This is a genomic window from Rhodococcus sp. NPDC056743, from assembly GCF_042790355.1.
Taxonomy (GTDB): Bacteria; Actinomycetota; Actinomycetes; order Mycobacteriales; family Mycobacteriaceae; genus Rhodococcus_F.
Genome location: NZ_JBHTZI010000001.1, coordinates 293350 through 313538, shown reverse-complemented (window position 1 = coordinate 313538; position 20189 = coordinate 293350). Strand labels below are relative to the sequence as shown.

General features: G+C 60.4%; 25 protein-coding genes. 7 read left to right on the top strand and 18 right to left on the bottom strand.

What is annotated here, in order from left to right; translation table 11 throughout:
- Positions 1 to 124: 124 nt before the first annotated feature.
- Positions 125 to 481, bottom strand: a complete 357-nt coding sequence (locus ACFRFQ_RS01400; protein ID WP_378652195.1) for a hypothetical protein — start codon at positions 479 to 481, stop codon at positions 125 to 127.
- Positions 482 to 606: 125 nt separating this feature from the next.
- On the opposite strand from ACFRFQ_RS01400, the gene ACFRFQ_RS01395 reads away from it, so the two are divergent.
- Positions 607 to 915: a hypothetical protein gene (locus ACFRFQ_RS01395; protein WP_378652193.1), complete on the top strand. Its 309-nt coding sequence runs from the start codon at positions 607 to 609 to the stop codon at positions 913 to 915.
- Between the two features lie 372 nt (positions 916 to 1287).
- On the opposite strand, the gene ACFRFQ_RS01390 is transcribed toward ACFRFQ_RS01395, so the two are convergent.
- The gene (locus ACFRFQ_RS01390; protein WP_378652191.1) at positions 1288 to 1686 is read right to left on the bottom strand and encodes a hypothetical protein; all 399 of its coding nucleotides are present in this window, start codon (positions 1684 to 1686) and stop codon (positions 1288 to 1290) included.
- Positions 1687 to 2388: 702 nt separating this feature from the next.
- Here ACFRFQ_RS01390 and ACFRFQ_RS01385 point away from each other — a divergent pair.
- The 3 genes from ACFRFQ_RS01385 to ACFRFQ_RS01375 all read left to right on the top strand — a co-directional run bounded on the left by ACFRFQ_RS01385 (position 2389) and on the right by ACFRFQ_RS01375 (position 6526).
- Positions 2389 to 3993 carry an MFS transporter gene (locus tag ACFRFQ_RS01385; RefSeq protein WP_378652188.1) on the top strand — a complete coding sequence of 535 codons (1605 nt, stop codon included), beginning with the start codon at positions 2389 to 2391 and terminating at the stop codon, positions 3991 to 3993.
- Between the two features lie 380 nt (positions 3994 to 4373).
- A complete protein-coding gene (locus ACFRFQ_RS01380; RefSeq protein ID WP_378652186.1) occupies positions 4374 to 5210 on the top strand; it encodes a type II CAAX prenyl endopeptidase Rce1 family protein in 837 nt (278 codons plus the stop codon).
- A gap of 347 nt (positions 5211 to 5557) precedes the next feature.
- Positions 5558 to 6526 carry a CPBP family intramembrane glutamic endopeptidase gene (locus ACFRFQ_RS01375; protein ID WP_378652183.1) on the top strand — a complete coding sequence of 323 codons (969 nt, stop codon included), beginning with the start codon at positions 5558 to 5560 and terminating at the stop codon, positions 6524 to 6526.
- A gap of 113 nt (positions 6527 to 6639) precedes the next feature.
- Here ACFRFQ_RS01375 and ACFRFQ_RS01370 read toward each other — a convergent pair whose 3' ends face one another.
- Together ACFRFQ_RS01370 and ACFRFQ_RS01365 are read right to left on the bottom strand one after the other, a co-directional pair.
- Complete coding sequence (locus ACFRFQ_RS01370) at positions 6640 to 7065, bottom strand: hypothetical protein (protein WP_378652180.1); 426 nt, start codon at positions 7063 to 7065, stop codon at positions 6640 to 6642.
- A gap of 472 nt (positions 7066 to 7537) precedes the next feature.
- Positions 7538 to 8905 carry a DUF1254 domain-containing protein gene (locus ACFRFQ_RS01365; protein WP_378652178.1) on the bottom strand — a complete coding sequence of 456 codons (1368 nt, stop codon included), beginning with the start codon at positions 8903 to 8905 and terminating at the stop codon, positions 7538 to 7540.
- Between the two features lie 334 nt (positions 8906 to 9239).
- Between ACFRFQ_RS01365 and ACFRFQ_RS01360 the strand changes: the two genes are divergently transcribed.
- Positions 9240 to 9659: an acyl-CoA thioesterase gene (locus tag ACFRFQ_RS01360; protein ID WP_378652175.1), complete on the top strand. Its 420-nt coding sequence runs from the start codon at positions 9240 to 9242 to the stop codon at positions 9657 to 9659.
- Positions 9660 to 9806: 147 nt separating this feature from the next.
- Here ACFRFQ_RS01360 and ACFRFQ_RS01355 read toward each other — a convergent pair whose 3' ends face one another.
- The 3 genes from ACFRFQ_RS01355 to ACFRFQ_RS01345 all read right to left on the bottom strand — a co-directional run bounded on the left by ACFRFQ_RS01355 (position 9807) and on the right by ACFRFQ_RS01345 (position 12933).
- Positions 9807 to 10316, bottom strand: coding sequence for a CinA family protein (locus ACFRFQ_RS01355; RefSeq protein WP_378652172.1), 510 nt, complete (start codon positions 10314 to 10316; stop codon positions 9807 to 9809).
- Between the two features lie 84 nt (positions 10317 to 10400).
- A complete protein-coding gene (locus ACFRFQ_RS01350) occupies positions 10401 to 12569 on the bottom strand; it encodes a catalase (RefSeq protein WP_378652169.1) in 2169 nt (722 codons plus the stop codon).
- 127 nt (positions 12570 to 12696) lie between these two features.
- Positions 12697 to 12933 (bottom strand): CsbD family protein, encoded by a 237-nt coding sequence (locus ACFRFQ_RS01345; RefSeq protein ID WP_378652167.1) that lies wholly within the window; start codon positions 12931 to 12933, stop codon positions 12697 to 12699.
- Between the two features lie 193 nt (positions 12934 to 13126).
- Here ACFRFQ_RS01345 and ACFRFQ_RS01340 point away from each other — a divergent pair, with 193 nt between their 5' ends.
- Positions 13127 to 13336, top strand: a complete 210-nt coding sequence (locus ACFRFQ_RS01340; protein ID WP_378652164.1) for a hypothetical protein — start codon at positions 13127 to 13129, stop codon at positions 13334 to 13336.
- Here ACFRFQ_RS01340 and ACFRFQ_RS01335 read toward each other — a convergent pair.
- Positions 13330 to 13485, bottom strand: a complete 156-nt coding sequence (locus ACFRFQ_RS01335; RefSeq protein WP_378652162.1) for a DUF6131 family protein — start codon at positions 13483 to 13485, stop codon at positions 13330 to 13332. The genes ACFRFQ_RS01340 and ACFRFQ_RS01335 overlap by 7 nt on opposite strands.
- A 197-nt stretch (positions 13486 to 13682) precedes the next feature.
- Here ACFRFQ_RS01335 and ACFRFQ_RS01330 point away from each other — a divergent pair, with 197 nt between their 5' ends.
- Positions 13683 to 14870 carry an alcohol dehydrogenase catalytic domain-containing protein gene (locus ACFRFQ_RS01330; protein ID WP_378652159.1) on the top strand — a complete coding sequence of 396 codons (1188 nt, stop codon included), beginning with the start codon at positions 13683 to 13685 and terminating at the stop codon, positions 14868 to 14870.
- Between the two features lie 40 nt (positions 14871 to 14910).
- On the opposite strand, the gene ACFRFQ_RS01325 is transcribed toward ACFRFQ_RS01330, so the two are convergent.
- Genes ACFRFQ_RS01325 through ACFRFQ_RS01280 form a run of 10 tightly spaced genes read right to left on the bottom strand, consistent with a single transcriptional unit; the run spans position 14911 to position 20187 of the window.
- A complete protein-coding gene (locus tag ACFRFQ_RS01325; RefSeq protein WP_378652156.1) occupies positions 14911 to 15243 on the bottom strand; it encodes a gas vesicle protein K in 333 nt (110 codons plus the stop codon).
- Positions 15236 to 15445: a gas vesicle protein gene (locus ACFRFQ_RS01320; protein ID WP_378652153.1), complete on the bottom strand. Its 210-nt coding sequence runs from the start codon at positions 15443 to 15445 to the stop codon at positions 15236 to 15238. The genes ACFRFQ_RS01325 and ACFRFQ_RS01320 overlap by 8 nt, the downstream gene beginning before the upstream one ends.
- Positions 15442 to 16230 (bottom strand): GvpL/GvpF family gas vesicle protein, encoded by a 789-nt coding sequence (locus ACFRFQ_RS01315; RefSeq protein WP_378652150.1) that lies wholly within the window; start codon positions 16228 to 16230, stop codon positions 15442 to 15444. The genes ACFRFQ_RS01320 and ACFRFQ_RS01315 overlap by 4 nt, the downstream gene beginning before the upstream one ends.
- Positions 16217 to 16621, bottom strand: a complete 405-nt coding sequence (gene gvpJ / locus ACFRFQ_RS01310; protein ID WP_378652147.1) for a gas vesicle protein GvpJ — start codon at positions 16619 to 16621, stop codon at positions 16217 to 16219. Before gvpJ (ACFRFQ_RS01310) ends, ACFRFQ_RS01315 begins: the two co-directional genes overlap by 14 nt.
- Positions 16618 to 16908 (bottom strand): gas vesicle protein GvpO, encoded by a 291-nt coding sequence (gvpO, locus tag ACFRFQ_RS01305; protein ID WP_378652144.1) that lies wholly within the window; start codon positions 16906 to 16908, stop codon positions 16618 to 16620. The genes gvpJ (ACFRFQ_RS01310) and gvpO overlap by 4 nt, the downstream gene beginning before the upstream one ends.
- 6 nt (positions 16909 to 16914) lie before the next feature.
- Positions 16915 to 17166 carry a gas vesicle protein GvpG gene (locus ACFRFQ_RS01300; protein ID WP_378652142.1) on the bottom strand — a complete coding sequence of 84 codons (252 nt, stop codon included), beginning with the start codon at positions 17164 to 17166 and terminating at the stop codon, positions 16915 to 16917.
- 3 nt (positions 17167 to 17169) lie between these two features.
- The gene (locus ACFRFQ_RS01295) at positions 17170 to 17973 is read right to left on the bottom strand and encodes a GvpL/GvpF family gas vesicle protein (RefSeq protein ID WP_378652139.1); all 804 of its coding nucleotides are present in this window, start codon (positions 17971 to 17973) and stop codon (positions 17170 to 17172) included.
- Positions 17973 to 18383, bottom strand: coding sequence for a gas vesicle protein GvpJ (gene gvpJ / locus ACFRFQ_RS01290; protein WP_378652137.1), 411 nt, complete (start codon positions 18381 to 18383; stop codon positions 17973 to 17975). Before gvpJ (ACFRFQ_RS01290) ends, ACFRFQ_RS01295 begins: the two co-directional genes overlap by 1 nt.
- The gene (locus tag ACFRFQ_RS01285; RefSeq protein WP_378652134.1) at positions 18380 to 19543 is read right to left on the bottom strand and encodes an SRPBCC family protein; all 1164 of its coding nucleotides are present in this window, start codon (positions 19541 to 19543) and stop codon (positions 18380 to 18382) included. The genes gvpJ (ACFRFQ_RS01290) and ACFRFQ_RS01285 overlap by 4 nt, the downstream gene beginning before the upstream one ends.
- Before the next feature lie 5 nt (positions 19544 to 19548).
- The gene (locus ACFRFQ_RS01280; protein ID WP_378652131.1) at positions 19549 to 20187 is read right to left on the bottom strand and encodes a hypothetical protein; all 639 of its coding nucleotides are present in this window, start codon (positions 20185 to 20187) and stop codon (positions 19549 to 19551) included.
- Between the last annotated feature and the right edge of the window lie 2 nt (positions 20188 to 20189).

The following is a 20189-nucleotide window of genomic DNA, read 5'->3' as shown; positions in this document are numbered from 1 at the left end:
ACTTACTTCGAGTCCTGCTGATCGTCGCTGGACGCACCTGCCACCCGATGAGTAGTCGAGTTCTCCATACGCATTTCTACAAACCACATGGATTACGTCCCGTGATTTCCTTACGCATTTTCGATCAGCCGTTGCGGACGGTCCTGTCTCCGAGCGGAGCGTCGAGCGATAGATCGAGAGTTGCATCAACAACCTCCATCGTGCAGGCCATCCCAACTGCAGCGGGAAGCGTGCCGACACTCACCCTCACCGTCACGTCGGACGTTGTCTCGTCAACGGTGGCGTGTGCACCGAAACACTCAGGGGTGCCAGAGACGAAGTGCACGGCGACGCGATCTCCCGCCCCCTCCACAAGACTGTAGGAAGTGACCGAGACCGGATGTGTATCTGTCAGATCTGCGCTGTCCGTCAACTCGACGTTCGATTCCGGAGTTGGCACCAACGTCGGTGACAGATACTCGACTTCCGTCTCACGAGGCACACTTGTCGACGGTATTGGCTGAACGTTCGCGGGGTCGTCCCCACTTGAACCACTGGCCGAACATCCGGTCACGGCCAATAAAAGCAGAATTCCCACTGCTGCAGTACGCATTACCGCATTCTAGGTTGAAGAACCCAGCTTCGGTGGGGGACGTTGCGTTGTTCGCAACGCTTCTACTCACCAGTTCGATCGCAATGCTGACAGGTGAGATCTACCAGCGGTGGCGGAGCACCGGTCTGCTTGCCTCCCTCCCCGGACTGTTCGGCACGCTCGGCCTGTCTGCGATCTTGATCACCTGGGCTAGCTGGTGGCCGGCGATCGGTTCGTGGTTTGTCGATACTCCCCGTGTGGTGCCGATGGTATTACTCCCCTTGGCCCTTGCCATCGTGTGCATCGCCGGAGCCTGGGTGACGTTGCGTCGCGCAACGCCGTGAGCGCGTAATCATGTGCGACACCAGTTCATCCTTCCGGTCCCGGCGCGCAACGACGGCATTGCCGACATAGAAAATCGCAACGACGAACTCACTCACCCCGTTCTCAACTAGCCCGTCGGAGACGGAGTGGCCGCAGCATCTACAGCCGCTGCGAGACAAGAGATCTACGAACTAGTGAGAACACTGCTCGGAACCGGGACAACAGAATCTGGCGTGAGACAACACCAACGAGACACCCGGTCGAGCGCGTTGGACCCGGTCGTGGTCAAGCTGAACAGGGCATCCGCTTCCCGAGCGCCTGCATTGCGGGCAGTCCGCCGACTTTTTGTTCGACCTCGGTACGGCCAACCGAGGTGGACCCGGCGTTGCGGCTCAGATGATCTCGCGATTCCATGTCGTGACCGCCCAGATTACGAACACGTTGAGCGCGATGATCGTCGTCGCCCACCACGGGTAGTAGGGCAACCACAGGAAATTGACGACGATCGACACACCGCAGATCACCACAGCGCCCACCCGGGACCAGATCGACCCCGTGAACAACGTGACGCCGACCACCGCGACGACGACACCGAGTACAAGATGGATCCATCCCCACACGGTGAGGTCGAATTGGTAGGCGTACTCGGGACCGACGACGAACACCTCATCCTTCGCAATCGCCGATATCCCTTGTAAGAACTCGAGCACGCCGACGGTGACGAGAAGAACCGCCCCGCCCATCGTTGCTCCCTTTGCCACACTTTGCTGGACCAGTATTTTCTCGGACATAGCCGCCCCTCACGGTCTCACGTACGGATCGGTCGAGTGACTCTCCCGTCGGATCATGTCGCCTGGATACCCGCTGCTCGGTCCCCAAATCGCTCGACAACCTCCTGCGGCCCTCGACCAAGAATTACCTCGCGGATCGCCGATCGACATTCAGTCGGAGAGTATTCCGACCAGTGACGAATCGAAAGGTGCAGGCTCCAAGCCCTTGTACTCGACCTGCATGATCAACCTGCAGGTACCGACTGACCACCGAGAGCGACCGACGGCGCCAGGCCACACCCGGTACAACGACCCAGCAGACATCGCCGCGACCAACGTCTTCGAAGACGACTGCTCTCGTCGAAGTCGGATGTCGGTGGTTTTGGTTCGTTTGCAGGCGTTCGGCCACACACCTTCCACCTGCCGACCTCAGCGCTAAATCTAGAGTCTCGAACTCTAGATAGGGCGCACCGCACATGAGAAACTCGTGATACGGGATGGACATCGCGCTCGAAACCCGTCCACTACTAACACATTCCCGTCCCGAGCCCTTGAAACAGGACGGACGCGCGGCCGGGAGGTGGACGTGACGCTACGGACCGATCGACGCTCCGCCGGTTCGCTCTCCTATCGCAGGCATCCACGAGCGAGCGCAGATTGGACTCGTCACGAGGTGGAACACTCCCGGGAAAGCGTCGTAACTACGGAGGCAGCAGATCCGTCATGACTGAAGAACCGACGATCGACAGTACCGCCGAGCAGGCAGCCGGTCCTCCACGCCTGCTCGCCCTTCTGCTCGCGATGGCGATGTTCGTTCTCGTCGTCGACACATCACTGATGAATGTCTCGATCTCCTCCGTGGTGCGCGACCTCGATACGACGGTGAGCGGTGTCCAAGCAGCAATCGCACTCGAAGCACTGGTATCCGCCGCATTCATTTTGATCGGCGGCAAGGTCGGCGATCTCATCGGACGCAAACGCGCGTATGTACTGGGCCTGCTCGGCTATGCAATCGGCGCCTCGGCAATGGCGTTCGCGCAGTCCTTGACCGCGATCGTCATCTTCTGGGCCGTGCTCGGTGGGATCGGCGCCTCCCTCCTGCTGCCCGCCATGCAATCCCTCATCCACGGCAACTTCGAAGGAGCAGAACAGAAGAAGGTCTACGCCCTGGTCGGCGCAGCAGCGGCGATTGCCGCCGCCGTCGGACCGCTACTCGGAGGATTCATCACCACCTATCTCTCGTGGCGTGTTGGTTTCGTGCTCGAGGTCGTCGTCATCGCGGTCGTCCTCTCGGGCATCAAACTGGTTCGCGATGTGCCGTACACCGGCCCCCGAGGGATCGATCTGGTGGGAGCGGTCCTGTCCGTTCTGGGCATGGGCGGGATCGTGTTGGGAATCCTGGTCTGGCAGGAAGGCGGTGAAGCCGTTGGTGCGCTGCTGGCGGTCGGTGCGATTGCACTGGCAGTGTTGGCGTACTGGCTGGTGCGGCGCAAACATCGAGGACTACCGACCCTGCTGGATCCGGAACTATTCCGCTCCAAGATCTTCCGGCTGGGAATCTCCGGACAGATGCTGCAACAGATCGCTCTGGGCGGCACGATGATCGCGCTGCCGATTTACCTGCAAATGGTGCTCGAGTACAACGCGATGCAGGCAGGTTTGTCCCTCGCACCCCTCTCCCTGAGCATGTTCGCGGTGGCGTTACTTGCGGCGAAGAAGGCGGGTGATCGGCGCCCGAGCAGAATCATCAGGTGGGGATTCGTACTGTTGACTATCGGAATCGTGGCGCTGATCCCGATCGTGCCACGGGCAGAGTTCGGCTGGGGCCTGGTAATCCCCCTGCTGATCGCGGGATCAGGGTTGGGATTGTTGGTCTCTCAACTCAACAACTACACACTTGCCCCGATCGAGGAACAGCGAATCAGCGAAGCTGCCGGAGTCAATTCCGCGGCCGGGTCCTTCGGATTGTCCTTCGGGTTGGCATTCGCGGGCGCCATCATGTTGGCGACGCTGTCCATCACTTTCACCACCATGGCTGGGTCGAGCACCGTGCTCCCCCAGGCAGAGCAGCAGCAGGTGGCGCAAGTACTCGAAGACGACGCCGAAGTCATGAGCAACACCCAGCTCGAACAACTACTCGTCAACCAGCCCCCGGAGATTCAGAGCGAGATCATCCGCATCAACACCGACACACGACCTCTCGCTCTTCAAGTCGCACTGCTCATTCCCCTCCTCGCCGGCCTCATCGGGGTGTTCAATTCGTTCCGGATGATCCGTATCCCGGAAACCACGTCAACGGCTTGCGACGATGAGCCAGACACACACTGACGCTCCCACGGCGCCACGTGGAACCGCGATTGAGAGGCCATTCCGACCTGAAAACATCGGCAGCAGAGTTGTGCCGGCCTCGACGAGATCCTCGACACCGAGCGCCAAAGTAATCTTTGCGCATAACACGCTGGCGCACTTCGGGATTCGGGCCTACGCGCCGATGTTATCAGTGAGCGATCTGCCTCCGCGGCGGCCGAGTTCGCCGGCAGCGTTGTAATTCTATGAGCGTTTGCTCTCGGTGCAGATTGTCATGACATTTGCAGATTGTCATGGCATTTGCAGATGACGGTCAACATTCTGGGACGGTCTGCAACTTTCCATCTGCAAGAATCTCGCCGTCACCGAGCGATTCCCTCCGAAACCTTTACGATCTGACAATGACTACCGCAATGCACGAAAAGCCCGGTTTCTGGGACCGTCCAGCTGTCTGGAAACCACTCCTGCTGATCGTCATCTACTTGGCCTTCTACCTTGCCGTCGGACAGCTGCTCGCACGTGTATTCGCCGATGAGATCGACACAGACAACGTCGTCGCGACCGCCGCCAGCATCCTGTTCGGTGTCGTCCTGCCCATCGCGATCGGTGCCATCGCACTGCTGATATTCACGGCCAAGGTGGGCTGGCTGCGCAGCATCTTCGGCCCCCAACCTATCCGTGGACACCGATGGATGCGGATCGGCCCGATTCTCGTAGTCGCCGCTATCGTCGCGCACCTGACCGGAACCGACTGGAGCGCATGGACCGGCGGTGAAATCGTTGCCTTGCTAGCACTCGGCGTATGTGTCGGCCTCGCCGAAGAGCTCATCACCCGAGGCCTCGCGGTGAAATTGCTGCGCGACGCCGGCCGCAGCGAACGCTTCGTCGCAGTCATCTCCTCCCTACTGTTTGCGCTCATGCACACGGTCAACCTCATCTCCGGGATGGAAGCATCCACTGTCCTGGCCACCATCGTCTACACCTTCGGATTCGGCATGTGCATGTACCTGACGATGCGTGTGACGGGCACGATCTGGGCGGCAATCGTGTTGCACGGCATTACCGATCCCACCACCATTCTCTCGACCGGTGGACTCGACACCGCAATAGCTGGGGCCAGCGGCGCTACAGTCGTCGCCACCATCGTCACAATCCTGCTGATCGTCTTCGGTATCGCCGCCATCTTCTTCATCCGAGGCCGAATCAGCGAAAAGCAGCCTGCAACCGCAGCAGCCTGACCGACACCTCCATATCCGCACACCGGAATCAAGTTGGAGCCGCCGACACCACGTGTCGGCGGCTCCAACTTCCTTCGCGAGGAAGCTATTTCATTGAGTCGGTTAACTGTTTCGCGTGAAAAGTCGAGCCCGGGTTGATCTTGTCGGGCATATGCTCCTTGAACGCCGTTCTACGAGTTTCGGTGTGGAGTGACCATCGACAACATGGACTATTCCAAACCAGGAGCCGCGCGGGAGCCATCGGAACAAAATGCTGTCGCAGCACACGGACCGCACTCATCCAATAACCTGATTCGAATCGGGCATATCGGATGCGCGATCCGTCGCCACGATCGGAGATTCTGCAGATGAATGTCGTGTCCTCGCCCCTGGTACAAGAAGCTGCTACCGCGCGGAGGCGCCCCAACCTCGTTGTCGTCTGGATCGTCGCGCTCGTCGCGATCATCGGCGGCCAAAGCATCGGCGCGGTGGTTGCCGAAGCAATCACCGGTCACGGGATAGACGGAAGTGTACCCGCGCAGTGGAACGAAGTGATCACCAATGGATTCACACTGCTGGTGCTCGCCCTGTGGGTCGTGTTGTACGAGCGACGGCCGGTCTTCTCGGTCGGCCTGCGTGACCGCCGGGGCGTGCAAAGGTTCGTCACCGGTCTTGTCGGTGGCTTCGTACTCTTCGGGGTCGCGCTGTTGCTGATGGTGCTGTTTGCAGGCTACGACGCAAACGCGACGGAAGATCATGTCACCACAGGGTCGGCGGCCGTGTGGATCGTGCTGTCGTTGATCCCGGTCTGGATCGTGCAGGCATCGACCGAGGAAATCGTTGTCCGCGGCTACCTGCTGCAATGGCACGGGCTGAGGCTGACGAACGGGTGGATCGCGGTGATCTTGCCATCGGTCCTCTTCGCTGTCGTCCACCTCGACTTCCATCCTCTCGTCCTGATCAACATCTTCCTGTTCGGTCTCCTGTTCTCGTTCCTGTCCCTCGCGCAGGGGTCGATCTGGTTTGCTGCTGGGCTCCACATGGCGTGGAACATGGCCCAGAGCAACATCTTCGGAATATCCGGTCACGCCAGTGCCCGCGATGTCACCATCTTCACCTTCGGCTCAGATTCCGGTGCGTCCTCGGTCCTGACCGGAGGCAATTACGGAGTGGAAGGCAGCGCGCTGACGACGCTCGTCCTTGTCGTCGCCGTCGCGGCCTCCTATCGCTACTACCGTTCCATTGAAGCCACACGCGCGCCAGTAGACGCGCCGACGGATTTTTCCGCATCGTTTCTTCGAAGCGGGGTCCGTAAACGGCCAAGCCCCTCGAGGTAGCCTGCTGCGTCGACCAAAACCTCAAAACCATCGACACTCGTGACGGCGGCGTTCCCGCAGAAAGCGGCGCGCGATCTGTACCGTCGCCCGGAAGTGAAGCGCCGCAATCCGAATCAGCGCAGGTCGCTCTCATCGTCGGCAACCGGACCACCTAGTTCACCGGTGCCGTAGCGGTCCAGCACGGCGAGCACCTTCTGACCCCACCGCTCATGTGCAGCCTGCCGGGACACGCCCGCCGCCCGCGCGATGAGCTCCCAGGTGGCGCCGATCCGGCGGAGCCCGATCACGGTCGGTAACGGGTCGAGTCCCGCAGCAAGCTCGACGCGCAGCGACGCGAGCGACCACGCCAGCTGCCTGCTCGCCGCTGCCCCTTCGCGCTCCTCGACCTCCCATTCCGGGGTCCCCGGCAGTGGCCCGGCCCCGATCAACTCGTCGACCTGCCGCGACACTTCGACGGTCGCCGCATCCAGAGCCGCCCTCGCCGCAGCCCCGACATCAACGGTCATGGCCCGCTCCACCAGTTCATTCATGCCATTCATGCTGTCAAGGTTGCTCTGACACACATTACTTGTCAAGCTCGACTTGACACGCCCCAATCGGCGTCGAGACCGAGTTGTACGACCCCACGCAGATCCCGACCACCATGACCACAAACGAAACGATGATCATTGCAACCCGATAGCGGGGTCTGACCGAAGCTCACGGACCTGAGCATTTCCGTAGAGGTCGTCCGGTGATGAATACCGAACCGGGACGCTGAACTGAGCACCGCGTCAGGCGCGGTTCCTTCGCATCCTGCCCAATTGGTCTGGATCTGCGGGATTCTATTTTGCCAGACTCTCAGGCCGGCCAGTCGCGGAGAATGAGAATATTCAACGCCGCGAAGGTTAACCCAACTGAGTAGGTGTAGCGGTTCAATCCGAACCCACGAAAAAGCCGCGGTGCACCCTTATCCGGTTGTTCTTCAGATCAGCGAAGAGACTTTCGATACCAAGCCTGCGGGTCTCAACGTCAGAGCACATTCGTGACAGCGGGTGGCTCCCACCTACCGGCGAGGATTTCTTGATTCGGCCAATACGCGCGGAGATAGACAGTGAATTCGTCGTCCGGTGCCGGAAGCCAGTTGGCGAGTTCTTTCGGGTCGGTTGGTGCGGCCCCGCCGACGGTCAAGGTCAGCGATCCGTCGTCGCCGTAGGTGAGGGTCTGGTTCTTGGTTCCAAGAGAGTAGCGGTCGAGGTCGTTGGGATGAAAGAAGTGGTGTTTGTTGTAGACGGTCAGTGACCAGAAACCTTTCACCGGCGGCAACTGGCCGGCCGGGAACCGCACTGTGTAGGTGCTCGACCCGTGCAGCCGTGTTCCGATGTCGTCGAGATCCTGGTAGTAGTACGCAGTTTCATTCGGCGTGTTGACGAAGATATTCGACTTACCGATCGCGGTCCGCGAAAGATAATCGGTTCCGAATGCAGCGCCGTTGCGTTGCGTGGTCCAGTTGTGCGCGACAGGGATCCCGATATTGCGAAACTCGAACAGATCTCGGACGACAACATCCGTCTCGATCGCCGACTGCCGCAATGCGTCCGCGATTGCGGGATCACCTTCTGCTGCAGCGAGTACCGATCGAAACCAGTCGTAGAGGGCTTCCTCGCCGGGAAGCGGGGGCACTTCGTCGAGTACGTCACCGAAGACCTCGAAGTAGGTTTCGGGATCGACCCACTGGGTTTCGCTCTGACCTTCGGTGGAGTTGCCTCCGCCGAAAGTCGGGACATCCGTCCAGTCCTTGATTTTGGTGGTCCCGTCAAATTCGGTAAGGGGATAGACACTGATGCGATTGACGAGCGGCACGATCGCTTCTCGATCATGTGGTGTGTCGTCCATGAACACCCGCGGGATCACCACACCGTTGCGGGTGTCGTAACGGAACACGTCGGTGATGCCTTCGGGAACGTCCCCGTCCCATGAGGTGTGTGCGAGCAGGTAGAAACCCGGCGCTGTCCCGTACATTTTTCCAAGTTCGACGAATGAGTCTGTGCGCTGATCAACCACCTGGTACACCCAGAAGCGGTCGTCGAAATCGGGGACCTGCACGACAGAGGGTCCGCGTTCGGCGTCGAGAACACCAAACCCATAGACGACGTCCTGGTTCGGGCACGCCACTACGCGCTCCTCCGGGCGAATGTAGTTGTGCAGCATTCCGATTGTGCCGGGTGGGCCGGCGGGCACGATGCCAGCGAGCAGACCCGGTTCGGGGAGTTTCTCCATCAAGGTCCGCCGGTTGTGCATGTTCACCATCGGCCACCCCCACAGGTAAGCGTTGTTGCCCACTGTTCGGGCGTAATCCACCGTCATCTTCGGACTGCTGCACGCGTCGCTACCTGACATTTACAGCTCCATCTCTGGTGAGCACACAAATCGGTGAGTTTCATCGACGCTACGGGCGTTCGCGACTGTTCGATTCACCCGCAAAAGGTGAACCTGCATCAACGAAACATCGCCGCACACGAGTCAGTCCGAAACCGCGGCGGATCCGATGTAAGACAACGACATACAGAAGACCCATCAACGCAAGTAAAGGCGCATGAACAAGCACCTGAAACAACTTTCGTGGCCCGTCCCTCTACTTAAATCGACAAGGGTCGCGAAAATTCCCACACCGCCCTGCGACAATGACGACCACCACCACCACCACCACCACCACCCGAGGAGATTGGCACCGATGACCGACACCGCCGCCCGCACCTATACTTCGCATGTCATCGTCCGGTGGTCTGACATGGACATCTTCAAACACGTCAACCACGCCCGCATGCTGACGCTCCTCGAAGAAGCCCGCGTCGACTGGCTGTACTCCGCCGGCCCCGAAATCACAAATATCTTCGAGCCATCCGTCGTTGCCGGCGCCGAACTCCGATACCGCACCCCGCTGAAACACTCTGACAGCCCACTCGCGATCACCATGTGGATCGAGAAGCTCCGCGCAGTCGACGTCACCATCCGCTACGAGGTCCGCTCCGCACACGCCGCACCGGACTCGAGACCTGCAGTCACCGCCACCACCCAGCTCGCGTTTGCCGACCCGGAGGCCGGAACGCTGCGTCGACTGACCGCCGACCAGCGGGCCGTGCTCGCATCGTGAACCACTAAGATCTGAGCCCAGCAGCACAGATCGATGCCGCTGGGTCAATCTCTGACCCTTGCCGGCCAGGTCCGGCGAACCTGGCACCAAATAGAGACACGTGAGTCCGTTAGTCGCCCCACCCGACGAACGGTTATCGTAACCAACTCATGTAGTCGTGATTGCTGCTGCATGGCGCAGAAGGACACGTATCGCGTGCTCGACCGTGGCGCAGACAACGGCTTCAGGTGCGCCGGAGAAGACCCGCTTTTCGGTTTCGCATGTGCCGTGGTCGACGACTCCGAACCACACGGTTCCGGGCGGTTCGTTCTCCTGGGGGTCCGGGCCCGCTTCGCCGGTGACAGAAATCGCCAGCGTCGCGCCCATCAACGTAGCTGCGCTGTGGGCCATGACGCGCGCAGCCTCCTCACAGACAACGGGTCCGTCAGGAACATGAAGCAGCGAATGCTTGACTACTCGACTGTAGGCAACGACTCCCCCGCTGAACCACGATCCGGCGTCTGGCGCCTTTCCGAGGTGCGCAGCGATGTTGCCGGCGGTCAATGATTCCGCCGTCGCAACTGTCAGACCGCGCTCTGTGACCACTGCGGCCAACTGCCTGCATAACTCATCGAGATCCTGATCGGTCAGCATTTCGGGTCGCGGGTCATCATGCATCGGTTGTCCTTTCGGTCGTCTGCGGCGAGATCGTAAATCCAGCAGATCGCGTTCGGCCTCCATTCGCTAGCAGATCATCGACTGTCAGGCTGGCGGTGGCATCGCGAAGCGCTCCCACACCCGGTGCGTCTTCAAGAGTTGGGCGACTGCGGCAAGAACCGCTTCTGCATCCGCATCAACGGCGACGCCCGGCGCAGTCTCATCGATACCCGCGGCAGCAAGCACACCTGTACTCTCACCCCAACCACCGATCGCCTTGCAGTGTCGGTACATTTCGTTGAGAAGCGTGTCGACACGAGGATCCAACTTGCCTTCATCGATCCTGGACACGTCACCGCTCAACAAGATTGCGTCGAACTCGATCGAACGAGCCGTGAGGTACGTCCTCTGCACGGTCACCGCGTTGTCCCCCTCTCCGATCATCCCTCCGTGCGGTCCGAGAACGAGCGGCACCATACCGGCGTCGACGATTTTCTCGCGCACAGCAGCGACGGTATCCAGATCGGAATTCTCGTCGACTGCGAGCGCGATGATCCTGCCGTCGACGGGCCATTCCGCGCCCACTTGCGAGAGCGCTGGGCTCGGCTCCGAATCCTCCAGTGGCTCTGAAGGTTCGGGGGCCTCGAGCCCGAGCCCACGCGCCACCGTCTCGGCGAGCGCTGGATCGATGTTCGCCAAGATCCCCAGATTCCGAATCTTGATGTTCTCCTCGTAGCACTTCCCCAATTCGAAGGTATATGCCCCTGCGACGTGTTCCTGCTCGATCGGAGACAGACTTCGGAAGAACAGACGCGCCTGCGAGAAGTGATCATCGAACGTTGCCGGCGCCTGACGCACCTTCCGACCTGAAACTTCTTCTGGCACTTCGATGTAAGCGGCGCTGTCCGCGGTGGCCAGGAACGGGCAACCACCGTCGAGTGAGTTGGGACGGTACGGCGCTACCCCGGTATGGACTCCGTCCTGGTGGAAGCCGTCGCGGAGCATGTCGTTGACGGGTGCATGAGGGCGGTTGATCGGGATCTGATCGAAGTTGGGGCCGCCGAGACGTGTGATCTGAGTATCGAGATACGAGAACAAACGTGCCTGCAGCAGTGGATCGTTGGTGATGTCGATACCTGGCACCAAGTGACCGGGATGGAATGCAACTTGTTCGGTCTCGGCGAAGAAATTGGTGGGGTTTGCGTCGAGAGTCATCGTCCCGACGATCTGAACCGGCGCGATCTCCTCCGGAACGATCTTGGTGGGGTCCAGCAGATCGATGCCTTCGAACATTTCGTCTTCGGTATCCGGAAACACCTGCACGCCAAGATCCCAGGACGGGTACGCGCCCGCTTCGATGGCATCAGCGAGGTCGCGGCGATGAAAGTCCGGATCTATCCCACCAGCTATCTGGGCTTCCTCCCACACCAGCGAGTGAACGCCTGCCGCCGGCTTCCAATGGAACTTGACCAAATTTGTTTCACCGTCGGGGTTCACGAGTCGGAACGTGTGGATGCCGAAGCCCTCCATCATGCGATACGAGCGGGGAATGCCTCGATCGGACATGTTCCACAACGTGTGAGCGGTCGCCTCGGTGTGAAGGGAAACGAAATCCCAGAATGTGTCGTGCGCGCTCTGCGCTTGCGGGATCTCCCGGTCCGGGTGCGGCTTCGCGGCGTGAATGATGTCGGGAAATTTGATTCCGTCTTGAATGAAGAAGACCGGAATGTTGTTGCCTACCAGATCGAAAACACCTTCGTCGGTGTAGAACTTGGTGGCAAAGCCGCGTGTGTCCCGCACGGTATCTGCCGAACCTCGAGAACCCAGCACCGTCGAGAATCGCACGAATACCGGGGTCCTCGCGCCCGACGCGAACATGGCTGCTTTGCAAATACTTTCGGCGGCCCCATCAGCCAGGAACGTTCCGTGCGCAGCGGCACCACGCGCATGCACAACCCTCTCGGGGATTCTCTCGTGATCGAAATGGGTGATCTTTTCGCGAAGATGGTGGTCTTGAAGGAGTGTCGGCCCCCGCTCACCGGCGGTGAGTGAGTGGTCGGTCTCGTAGAGACGGGTCCCCGTTGCGGTAGTGAGATATTCACCCCGCTGCCCGCGGCCGTTGCCCTTCACCTTCTCCTCGGCGCCCGCAACAGTGCGCACCTCGGGCTGTCTCTGGTCATCTTTCGGAGGCAGCGGTTGGCGCGGCTTGACAGGCTCGTGCAGGTCCGGCGCCTGCGGAGCCGGTGCGCCTGGGACGGATTCAGGTGAAGGCATGAAACAACTCCTCTTGATTGCAGAATGAATACACGAATCACGTTGTGCTGTATCAGATAGGCAGGTCAAGCCCCGGAAACCCTCGACTCAGGTACGCCCTGAGCCGAGGGTGACGAGTGAGACTCGGTTACTGCTCGGCCCGTTGGCGCGCTTCATCCGCGGCCGCTTCTGCGCGAGCCTTCTCGGCTGCTGCTTCTTTCTCGGCGACTTCCCGCTGACTCTCCGCCTTGTCCTGCTGGGCTCGACCTTCCCGAGACAAGCTGTCGTTGCCGGTAACTGCACCTACAGCTTCCTTCGCCTCGCCTTTGACGCCTTCGACGACGCCCTTGACGCCTTCGCTGGGACCACTCTTGTCGTCTGGCACGTGAATCCTCCAGTGTCGTTGCGCTACGTACGTTGCAATACGTACTTCCAAGGCACTACCCGAAGCGCGATCTGGCAAACATCTGTGCACTGACGACACGCCGGCCGGATACCGACTGCGGCGATTGTCGCCGGGCGGAATCAACGACTTATGCGGGGTTGTTTAATTCCTCGAGCAAGTGAAAGGTGGTGAGATGGATCGTTACAGAATAACCATGCCGGACGGTTCCGCCACCGATGAATTATTCGAGTCGGACAACGAAGCCATCGGTGCCGCAATCCAAGCGAACCTCGGTGTCAGCCAGGGCATCACAGTGGAACGCTATACCGATGACGACGAACTTCTCGCGACGCACCTCCCGGAGGGCGGGTATCAGGGAACCGCGAGGCAACGCCGTCAATAGTAGTGTCGCCGACCACCTACCGCGCGACCAGTCGACCCGAGCAACATCAAGATCAGTCCGATCACCAGTACCACGATCCCGATTGTCCACAGGATCGGAATTCCGAACACGAACCCAACGATCAGCAAGATGATTCCAAGAACAATCATGTCGGACTCCTAGTGCACGAGCCTCAGAAGACCCGGCATTATCGGCATACCCTCAGATAGGCGCCGCAAACGTTGATCTCGCAGCCACTTCAATTCGGCGACCAGCCAGACGATGCAGCACCGCCGATTGTGTTTGCATTTCAGTACTTTCGGGCAGGCGAACTGCGACAATATTTCTGCGAGAGAGGTCGATCAACGTGCGCGCAGTGACATGGCAAGGCAAACGAAAGATCAGCGTCGAAACGGTTCCCGACCCCACCATCGTCGAACCCACCGATGCAATCATCAAAGTCACCACGACCAACATCTGCGGATCCGACCTACACCTGTACGAGACCCTGGGAGCGTTCATGAACCCTGGAGACATCCTCGGTCACGAACCCATTGGGATCGTCGAAGAAATCGGTTCCGACGTCACTGGTCTCGAAGTCGGTGATCGTGTCGTCATCCCCTTCCAAATTTCGTGCGGCAACTGCTTCATGTGCAACTGCAGTTTGTACACACAGTGCGAAACGACGCAGGTCCGCGACCAGGGCACCGGCGCGGCTTTGTTCGGATTCTCCGAACTTTACGGCTCGGTGCCAGGCGGACAAGCTGAATATCTTCGCGTCCCACAGGCACAATTCACTCACATCAAAGTGCCTGACGGTCCCGATGATTCACGCTTTGTCTACCTGTCCGACGTATTACCCACAGCCTGGCAGGCAGTCGAATATGCCGGCATCCCAGCCGGTGGTTCCGTGACGATCCTCGGACTCGGACCGATCGGAGACATGGCCGCTCGCATCGCGCAGCACAAAGGATTTCATGTTATCGGCATCGACCGGGTACCTGAACGCCTCGCACGCCTGGAAAAGCGCGGCATCGAAACGCTCAACCTCGACGACTACGGCGACAAGATCGGCGACGCCGTACGCAGTCACTCCGACGGCCGCGGAACGGATTCCGTGATCGACGCTGTCGGCATGGAGGCTCACGGATCGCCGATCGCCAAGCTCGCGCAGCAATTCATCGGACTGCTTCCCGACGCGATTGCCGCACCGGCAATGCGCACCGCTGGTCTCGACCGATTAGGCGCGTTGTATTCGGCAATTGACATCGTCCGACGTGGCGGAACGATCTCGATAATCGGTGTCTACGGCGGAAAGATCGACCCACTTCCTCTGATGACATTGTTCGACAAGCAAATTCAGCTTCGAATGGGCCAAGCTAACGTCAAGAAGTGGGTCAACGACATCATGCCACTCCTGACAGACGAGGACCCACTCGGAGTCGACACATTCGCCACCCACCAACTGCCATTGGAACAAGCACCGCACGCGTACGAGATCTTTCAGAAAAAGCAGGAAGGCGCAGTCAAGATTCAACTGAAGCCCCACCGGTAGGCAACCTTCACCGCTGAAGCAGGGCCCCCACCGCAACCTGTCAGTCGTTGGACAGCAGCGGTCCCAGCGGGCCGAGGTCGATGTTGAGATCCTCGGGTGTAAGACCGAAATGATCCCGCAGCTCGGCCATTCGATCCTCGAGTAACATCAAAGTCGTGCCGATGCGCTCGATCTGCTCGTCGCTCAGATCTCCGTGCTCGACGCGGCGCAACGCCTGGCGCTCCATGAGTTGACGCAGTAGTTCGACGAGCGTGAGAACCAGGGTGACCAAGCCACGTTCGACTGATTCGGGGTCTGCGTCGATCCGCTGCGGTAGAACACGGCGACCGAGGTCTGAGTTCGCATCCGAGTCGAAGGTTCCCGGTTCAGTCATCGGTGATGTCCTCTTCGATTGGATCAGGAACAAGCGCGCTGACCGAGGCAATCAAGGTTCTCAGCGAGATCCGCACCATGTCGACGTCGGCCAGTGAGAGAGTTATCTCGCCGGTAATGACAACTCCCCCGCCGAGCACTCTGTCGAGCAGGTCTACGAGAGCGATACGGCGTGTGTCGTCGGCCGGGACGATCTCGCTCATCGAGTCACCATGTCGATCCCGGCAAATGAGTACGGAGGCCACGGTCCGGTCAGTTCCACTGTGACGCCGTCACGTTCGGCGTCGAGCGCCGCAACGAAGGTTGTGAAGTCGTCGACTCGATCGTCGTCCACGAGGTAGGTGCCGTTGAAAATCATCCAGGCGCGTTTTCCGGACAGGACCGGATCGGTGACAGGCCGCCGGAGGCCGTCGACGGCTCGTTCGAGGAGGGCAGCGTGTATGTCGTCTGCCTCGGCCGCTGCGCGGCGTTCGACATCTTGTTGCGCAGTCAACTCTGCCCGGCGTCGAAGCAGATAGGCTGTTCCCTTTCCACTTGCACCGGGCTCGGCTTGTTTCTGGGGCGATGTTTGGGCCAGCGCGCGCGCGTCGCCGTATCCTTTGACGCCCCATTCGCTTCGTCCGGACACGGAACGTAATGCGGCGCGCAACTTTTCATGCTCGACCTCGAGCAGACTGCGAATTCGGTCGTCGTCGAGATACAGGGTGGCCAGCCTCAGCGGAATCGTAGGACCGCAGCGCAGTACGGCAGACACGACGCGTTCGTGGGCTCGCGCAGTTGCTGCCAGCCAGTCGAGGTCCTCGAGATGGCGTCGTAGTGGACCCTCACCGAATTCGTCGAGATCAACCGAGCCCACTATTGCTGCCAGGCCGGCCGATTGCACCACCCGGACAACCTCACCCGCCACACCAACGACTGAGGCAAGGGACCGGACGTCGATACTCTCTGACGTGATGGCGTAGAGCCACACGCCTTCATTTCCTGTCATCGTCTTCGTCCCAGTGCCGCGTCTCCACCTCGATCGGCTCGTCCGAGGTAAGTGCTGGGTCCACTGACCTGTCGGCCTCGAGTTCGGCGATCCGTTCCCGCAGACGTGTGTTCTCCAGTTCGACGCTGTTGTTCTTTCCGGTCAGCCAGGGATCGTGCTCCCACCAATCGATGCCCACCTCCTTCGCCGTTTCCAGCGAGGCGATCACGAGTCGCACCTTGATCGTCAGCAGTTCGATGTCGAGCAGGTTTACCTGAATGTCCCCGGCGATCACCAGCCCCTTGTCGAGCACCCGTTCGAGAATGTCGCCGAGGTTGGTCGACTGACGTCCACCACCTACGCCGCCGCCCGAGACTTGCGGCAGGTTGCCCGAACCGCCGGCAATGGTCATGAGCGTCCGCCCACACCGTCACCGGCACCGCGGGTATAGCGGCGAGTTCTGCGATAGGACAACAATTCTCCGTCCATATCCAACACCACCTCATACAGTGCGAGCATGTCCGTCGACGACGGGACGCGACGATCCTCGACCACCTCGACTTCCACCGTCCAGCCTTCGTCGGTTGGCATCACCGACGTAGCACCCAACGGTTGCTTACCGGTCAGCTGTGTGATGTCGCGCAACGCGAGTTCCGCGACGTCATGTGCCGGGAGGGCCGGCGGTTCCTCGTCCGCCATGGTGGATCACTCCTTCTCCGGGGTGATCGTCTGTTCCGTTGCGGCCATGTCGTCGAGGATGACCTGCTGAGCTTGTTGTTCCTCTTGCTCGGTGATCTCACCCGCGGCCCTGGCCTCCTCCAGCTCCTCCAGCGCGCGACGTGCGCTGGCGGGGTTGTGCAATTCGTCCTCGACCTGTTGCTGAATCAACTCGGCTAGCGAGATCACCCCTCGTACCGGAGCAAGTGGCAATGTGACGATGAAGGAGAGCACGCCCATCGGTCAGCCCTCCGGTTTCCGTGTCACCACAAAATCGTAAGCAGCGAGCGGTCCGAGTACTCGCATCTCGACCCGGCCTTCCCATTGCTGCGCCAACTCGTCGACTCTGTTCTCGAGTTCGTCTTGCCTGGCGACTTCGATGAGAACCGACACTTGCGCGGCATCCTCCTCGTGCGTGGGTTCCCGGACATTGAGAAAATCAGCCAACGGCGTGAGCGCATCGACCACTGTGCGAGTGTCTTCGTCTCGCTTGGCGACGATGGCGTTGCTGATGATCTCGCCCAGGGCCATCCTCGCGTCACGGGTGGCGTCTTCGGGTTGATCTCGGATCGTGTCACGCAGCTCGCTTGCCTGTTCGTTTTCTTCGATTACTTCCCGCAGGATTGCTTTTTCGACGTACCGTCCCTTCACGACGTACTGTGCGCGTCCTTCCAATTCTCCCAATGCTGCGGCGAACTCGTCGGCGTGTGCAGTAAGTAATTCGTCCTTCACTGCCTCCTCGTCGGTGAGAACCGCCCCGAACCGCAATGGGAGAACGGGCGCCACCTTGGCGGTTCCATCCAGCAAGTGCGCGTGAGCTTGCAGATCCTCCGGCTTACCGAGTTGTCTGTCTACCGAGATTTCACTGACCAGCGCGGCAATGTCGCCGTGTGTGACGACGCTGACCGCCTCATCACATACGCCGACCGCGTCCTCGCCCGTCTCCACATCCGCAGGCACAATGCCGTACACGTAGATACCACTGGTTCGAGGTTCCCCACGCGCCTCGTCAGCTTGATTAGACGTAGACGTTTTCGACGTAGACATCATCGGTCACCTCGAGTCGACTTGCGTGAAACTCGTTCGCGCTCAGGCTCTTCCTCGCCACCGCCGAGGATCCCACCGAGCTTTTCACCGGCAGCCTCCAGTGCCCCCTTGGTCTTCGATTTGGCCCCGCTCTCGGTGACATCTCCGACCAGATCCGTGAGCCCCTTGGGCTCGTCTCCGATCTCGAGCCGATTCACCGCCTCCGCGAACCGCAGGTAGGTATCGACACTGGCGACGACGACGCGTGCATCGATGGTCAGCAGTTCGATACCGACCAGTGAGACACGCACGTAGGCGTCGATGACCAGTCCCTTGTCGAGGATGGTGTCGATGACATCGGCGAGGCTACTGGAGCTCGGACCGCCGCCGACTGCGCCACCGCCGCCGCCCGCAGGTTGTATTGCAGTCATCGCCGCGCTCCTTGCCTCGAGCCCGCGGACTTTGCTGCCGCAGCCTTGCGAGGGCGGCCCCTACGTACAGGCGCCTTCTCCTCACTCGCGGACGCAGTCTTGCGAGGGCGACCTCGGCGTTTCGGTGCAGGCGATACCTCCTCCTCGGGCTCCTCGGGCTCCTCGTCCTCAGGTTCTTCCTCCTCGTCGGTCTCCTCCAGCTCCTCGTCCTCGTCCGTCTCTTCGGGCTCTTCCTCCTCGTCAGTCTCTTCGGGCTCCTCGCCCTCGTCGAGTTGCGCTTCCTCCTCCGTTTCGTCCTCCTCGGGCTCGACCACCTGACCGTCCCGAATCTCCCCGCGCCATCCCTCGATCTCGTCGGGATGAAGAAGAGTCTGGGTCATGACATGACGTTGAAAGTGTTTGAGTTCCAATCGTGCTCGGCGTCCAGGCGCTCGCCACAGGTTTCCCGTCTTTTCGAAGAAACCTTTGGGTTGATACTCGAGGATCACCAGGATACGAGTCAGATCCGGCGTTACCTCGTGGAACGTCACCGCACCGTCGACGTAACCTTTCGCCCCTTTCGAACGCCACACGATCCGCTCGTCGGGAATCTGTTCGACAATCGTCGATTCCCACGTTCGGTGCGACAGGAAGACCTGGGCTTTCCACTCGAGTTTCTCGTCCGATTCCTGCTCCACTCGTTCGACTTTCTTCATGAACGACGGGAAGTCGGCGAACTGAGTCCACTGGTTGTAGACCAATTGGACAGGGACCCCGACATCGATCGATTCGACGATGTTGGTCAACTTGAGCTTCTTGCCCTTACCGCCGCTCTTACCGCCACCGTCACTTCCGCCGGTGACAGCGTCTTTGACGTCGGAGGCCCGGTCCTTGACCATCTGCTTGGCGCCCTCCCAGCCTCCGCTCACGGCGGACTTGAGGGGCGACTCGCCCTCATCCGATTTCTCCGAACCGGTGACAGCGGCGAGCAGCCCACCGCCACCGCCCTCGGCGTAGTCGTTAAGTCTTTCGGAGGTGTTCGACACCGTGTCCGAGACCGATGACAAGGCTCGTTCAGCCACCGCGCCGAGTAGCTTTTGGATCGAGTCCTGCAACACGCTCGACGCGCCGTGCCCGTCACCCGGTATGGCTTCTTGTAGTTTGTTCGCGGCGTTTGTCATCGTCATCATCTCCGTGCTCGACGAACGGGCGCGGAGTCCGTTGCGGCTTTGGCTCGTGTTCGGTGGCTGCGTTCGGGCGGCTCTTCGTCCTCGTCGCCCATGTCATCTTTGGTTTTCCGCGCGGTGCTAGTGGTGCGGCGCCGCGACGCCGCACGCTTGCGTGGAGTCGACTCCTCCTCGGCCGCCTCTTTCGCGGGTGCCTCGTCGTCGCCCACTTCTTCGTCGGCACCGACTTCCTCCTCGTCGCGCTCATCGTCGCGCGAACGAGCACTTTTCTTGCGACCGAGCCGTCGGACTCCGGCAACGTCACCCACAGAGTCGGAAACATCACTGACCGTTCCTGAGACAGCGTGTCCGCCCGCCAACAACCGGTTACTCAGGGAGTCGATGCGTTGGCTGGCAGCGGTGACTGCCGCGGCCTTCGCTGCGCTGACCAATTCTTCCCTGACTACATCGCCGATCTTGGCGGCCTCCGGCGATTTTGCCAGCATCTTCGTGCCGCGTTCCAGCAAATCACGCGGTCCGCCGGGAAACCGGCCGGTCGCGCCGGCGGCCGCGAGCATCAACGCCATCTTCATTCTGCGAGTGCGGCCCAGCATGTATCCAGCGCCCACTGCCAATGCCACTTGACCTTTTGCTTTCATTG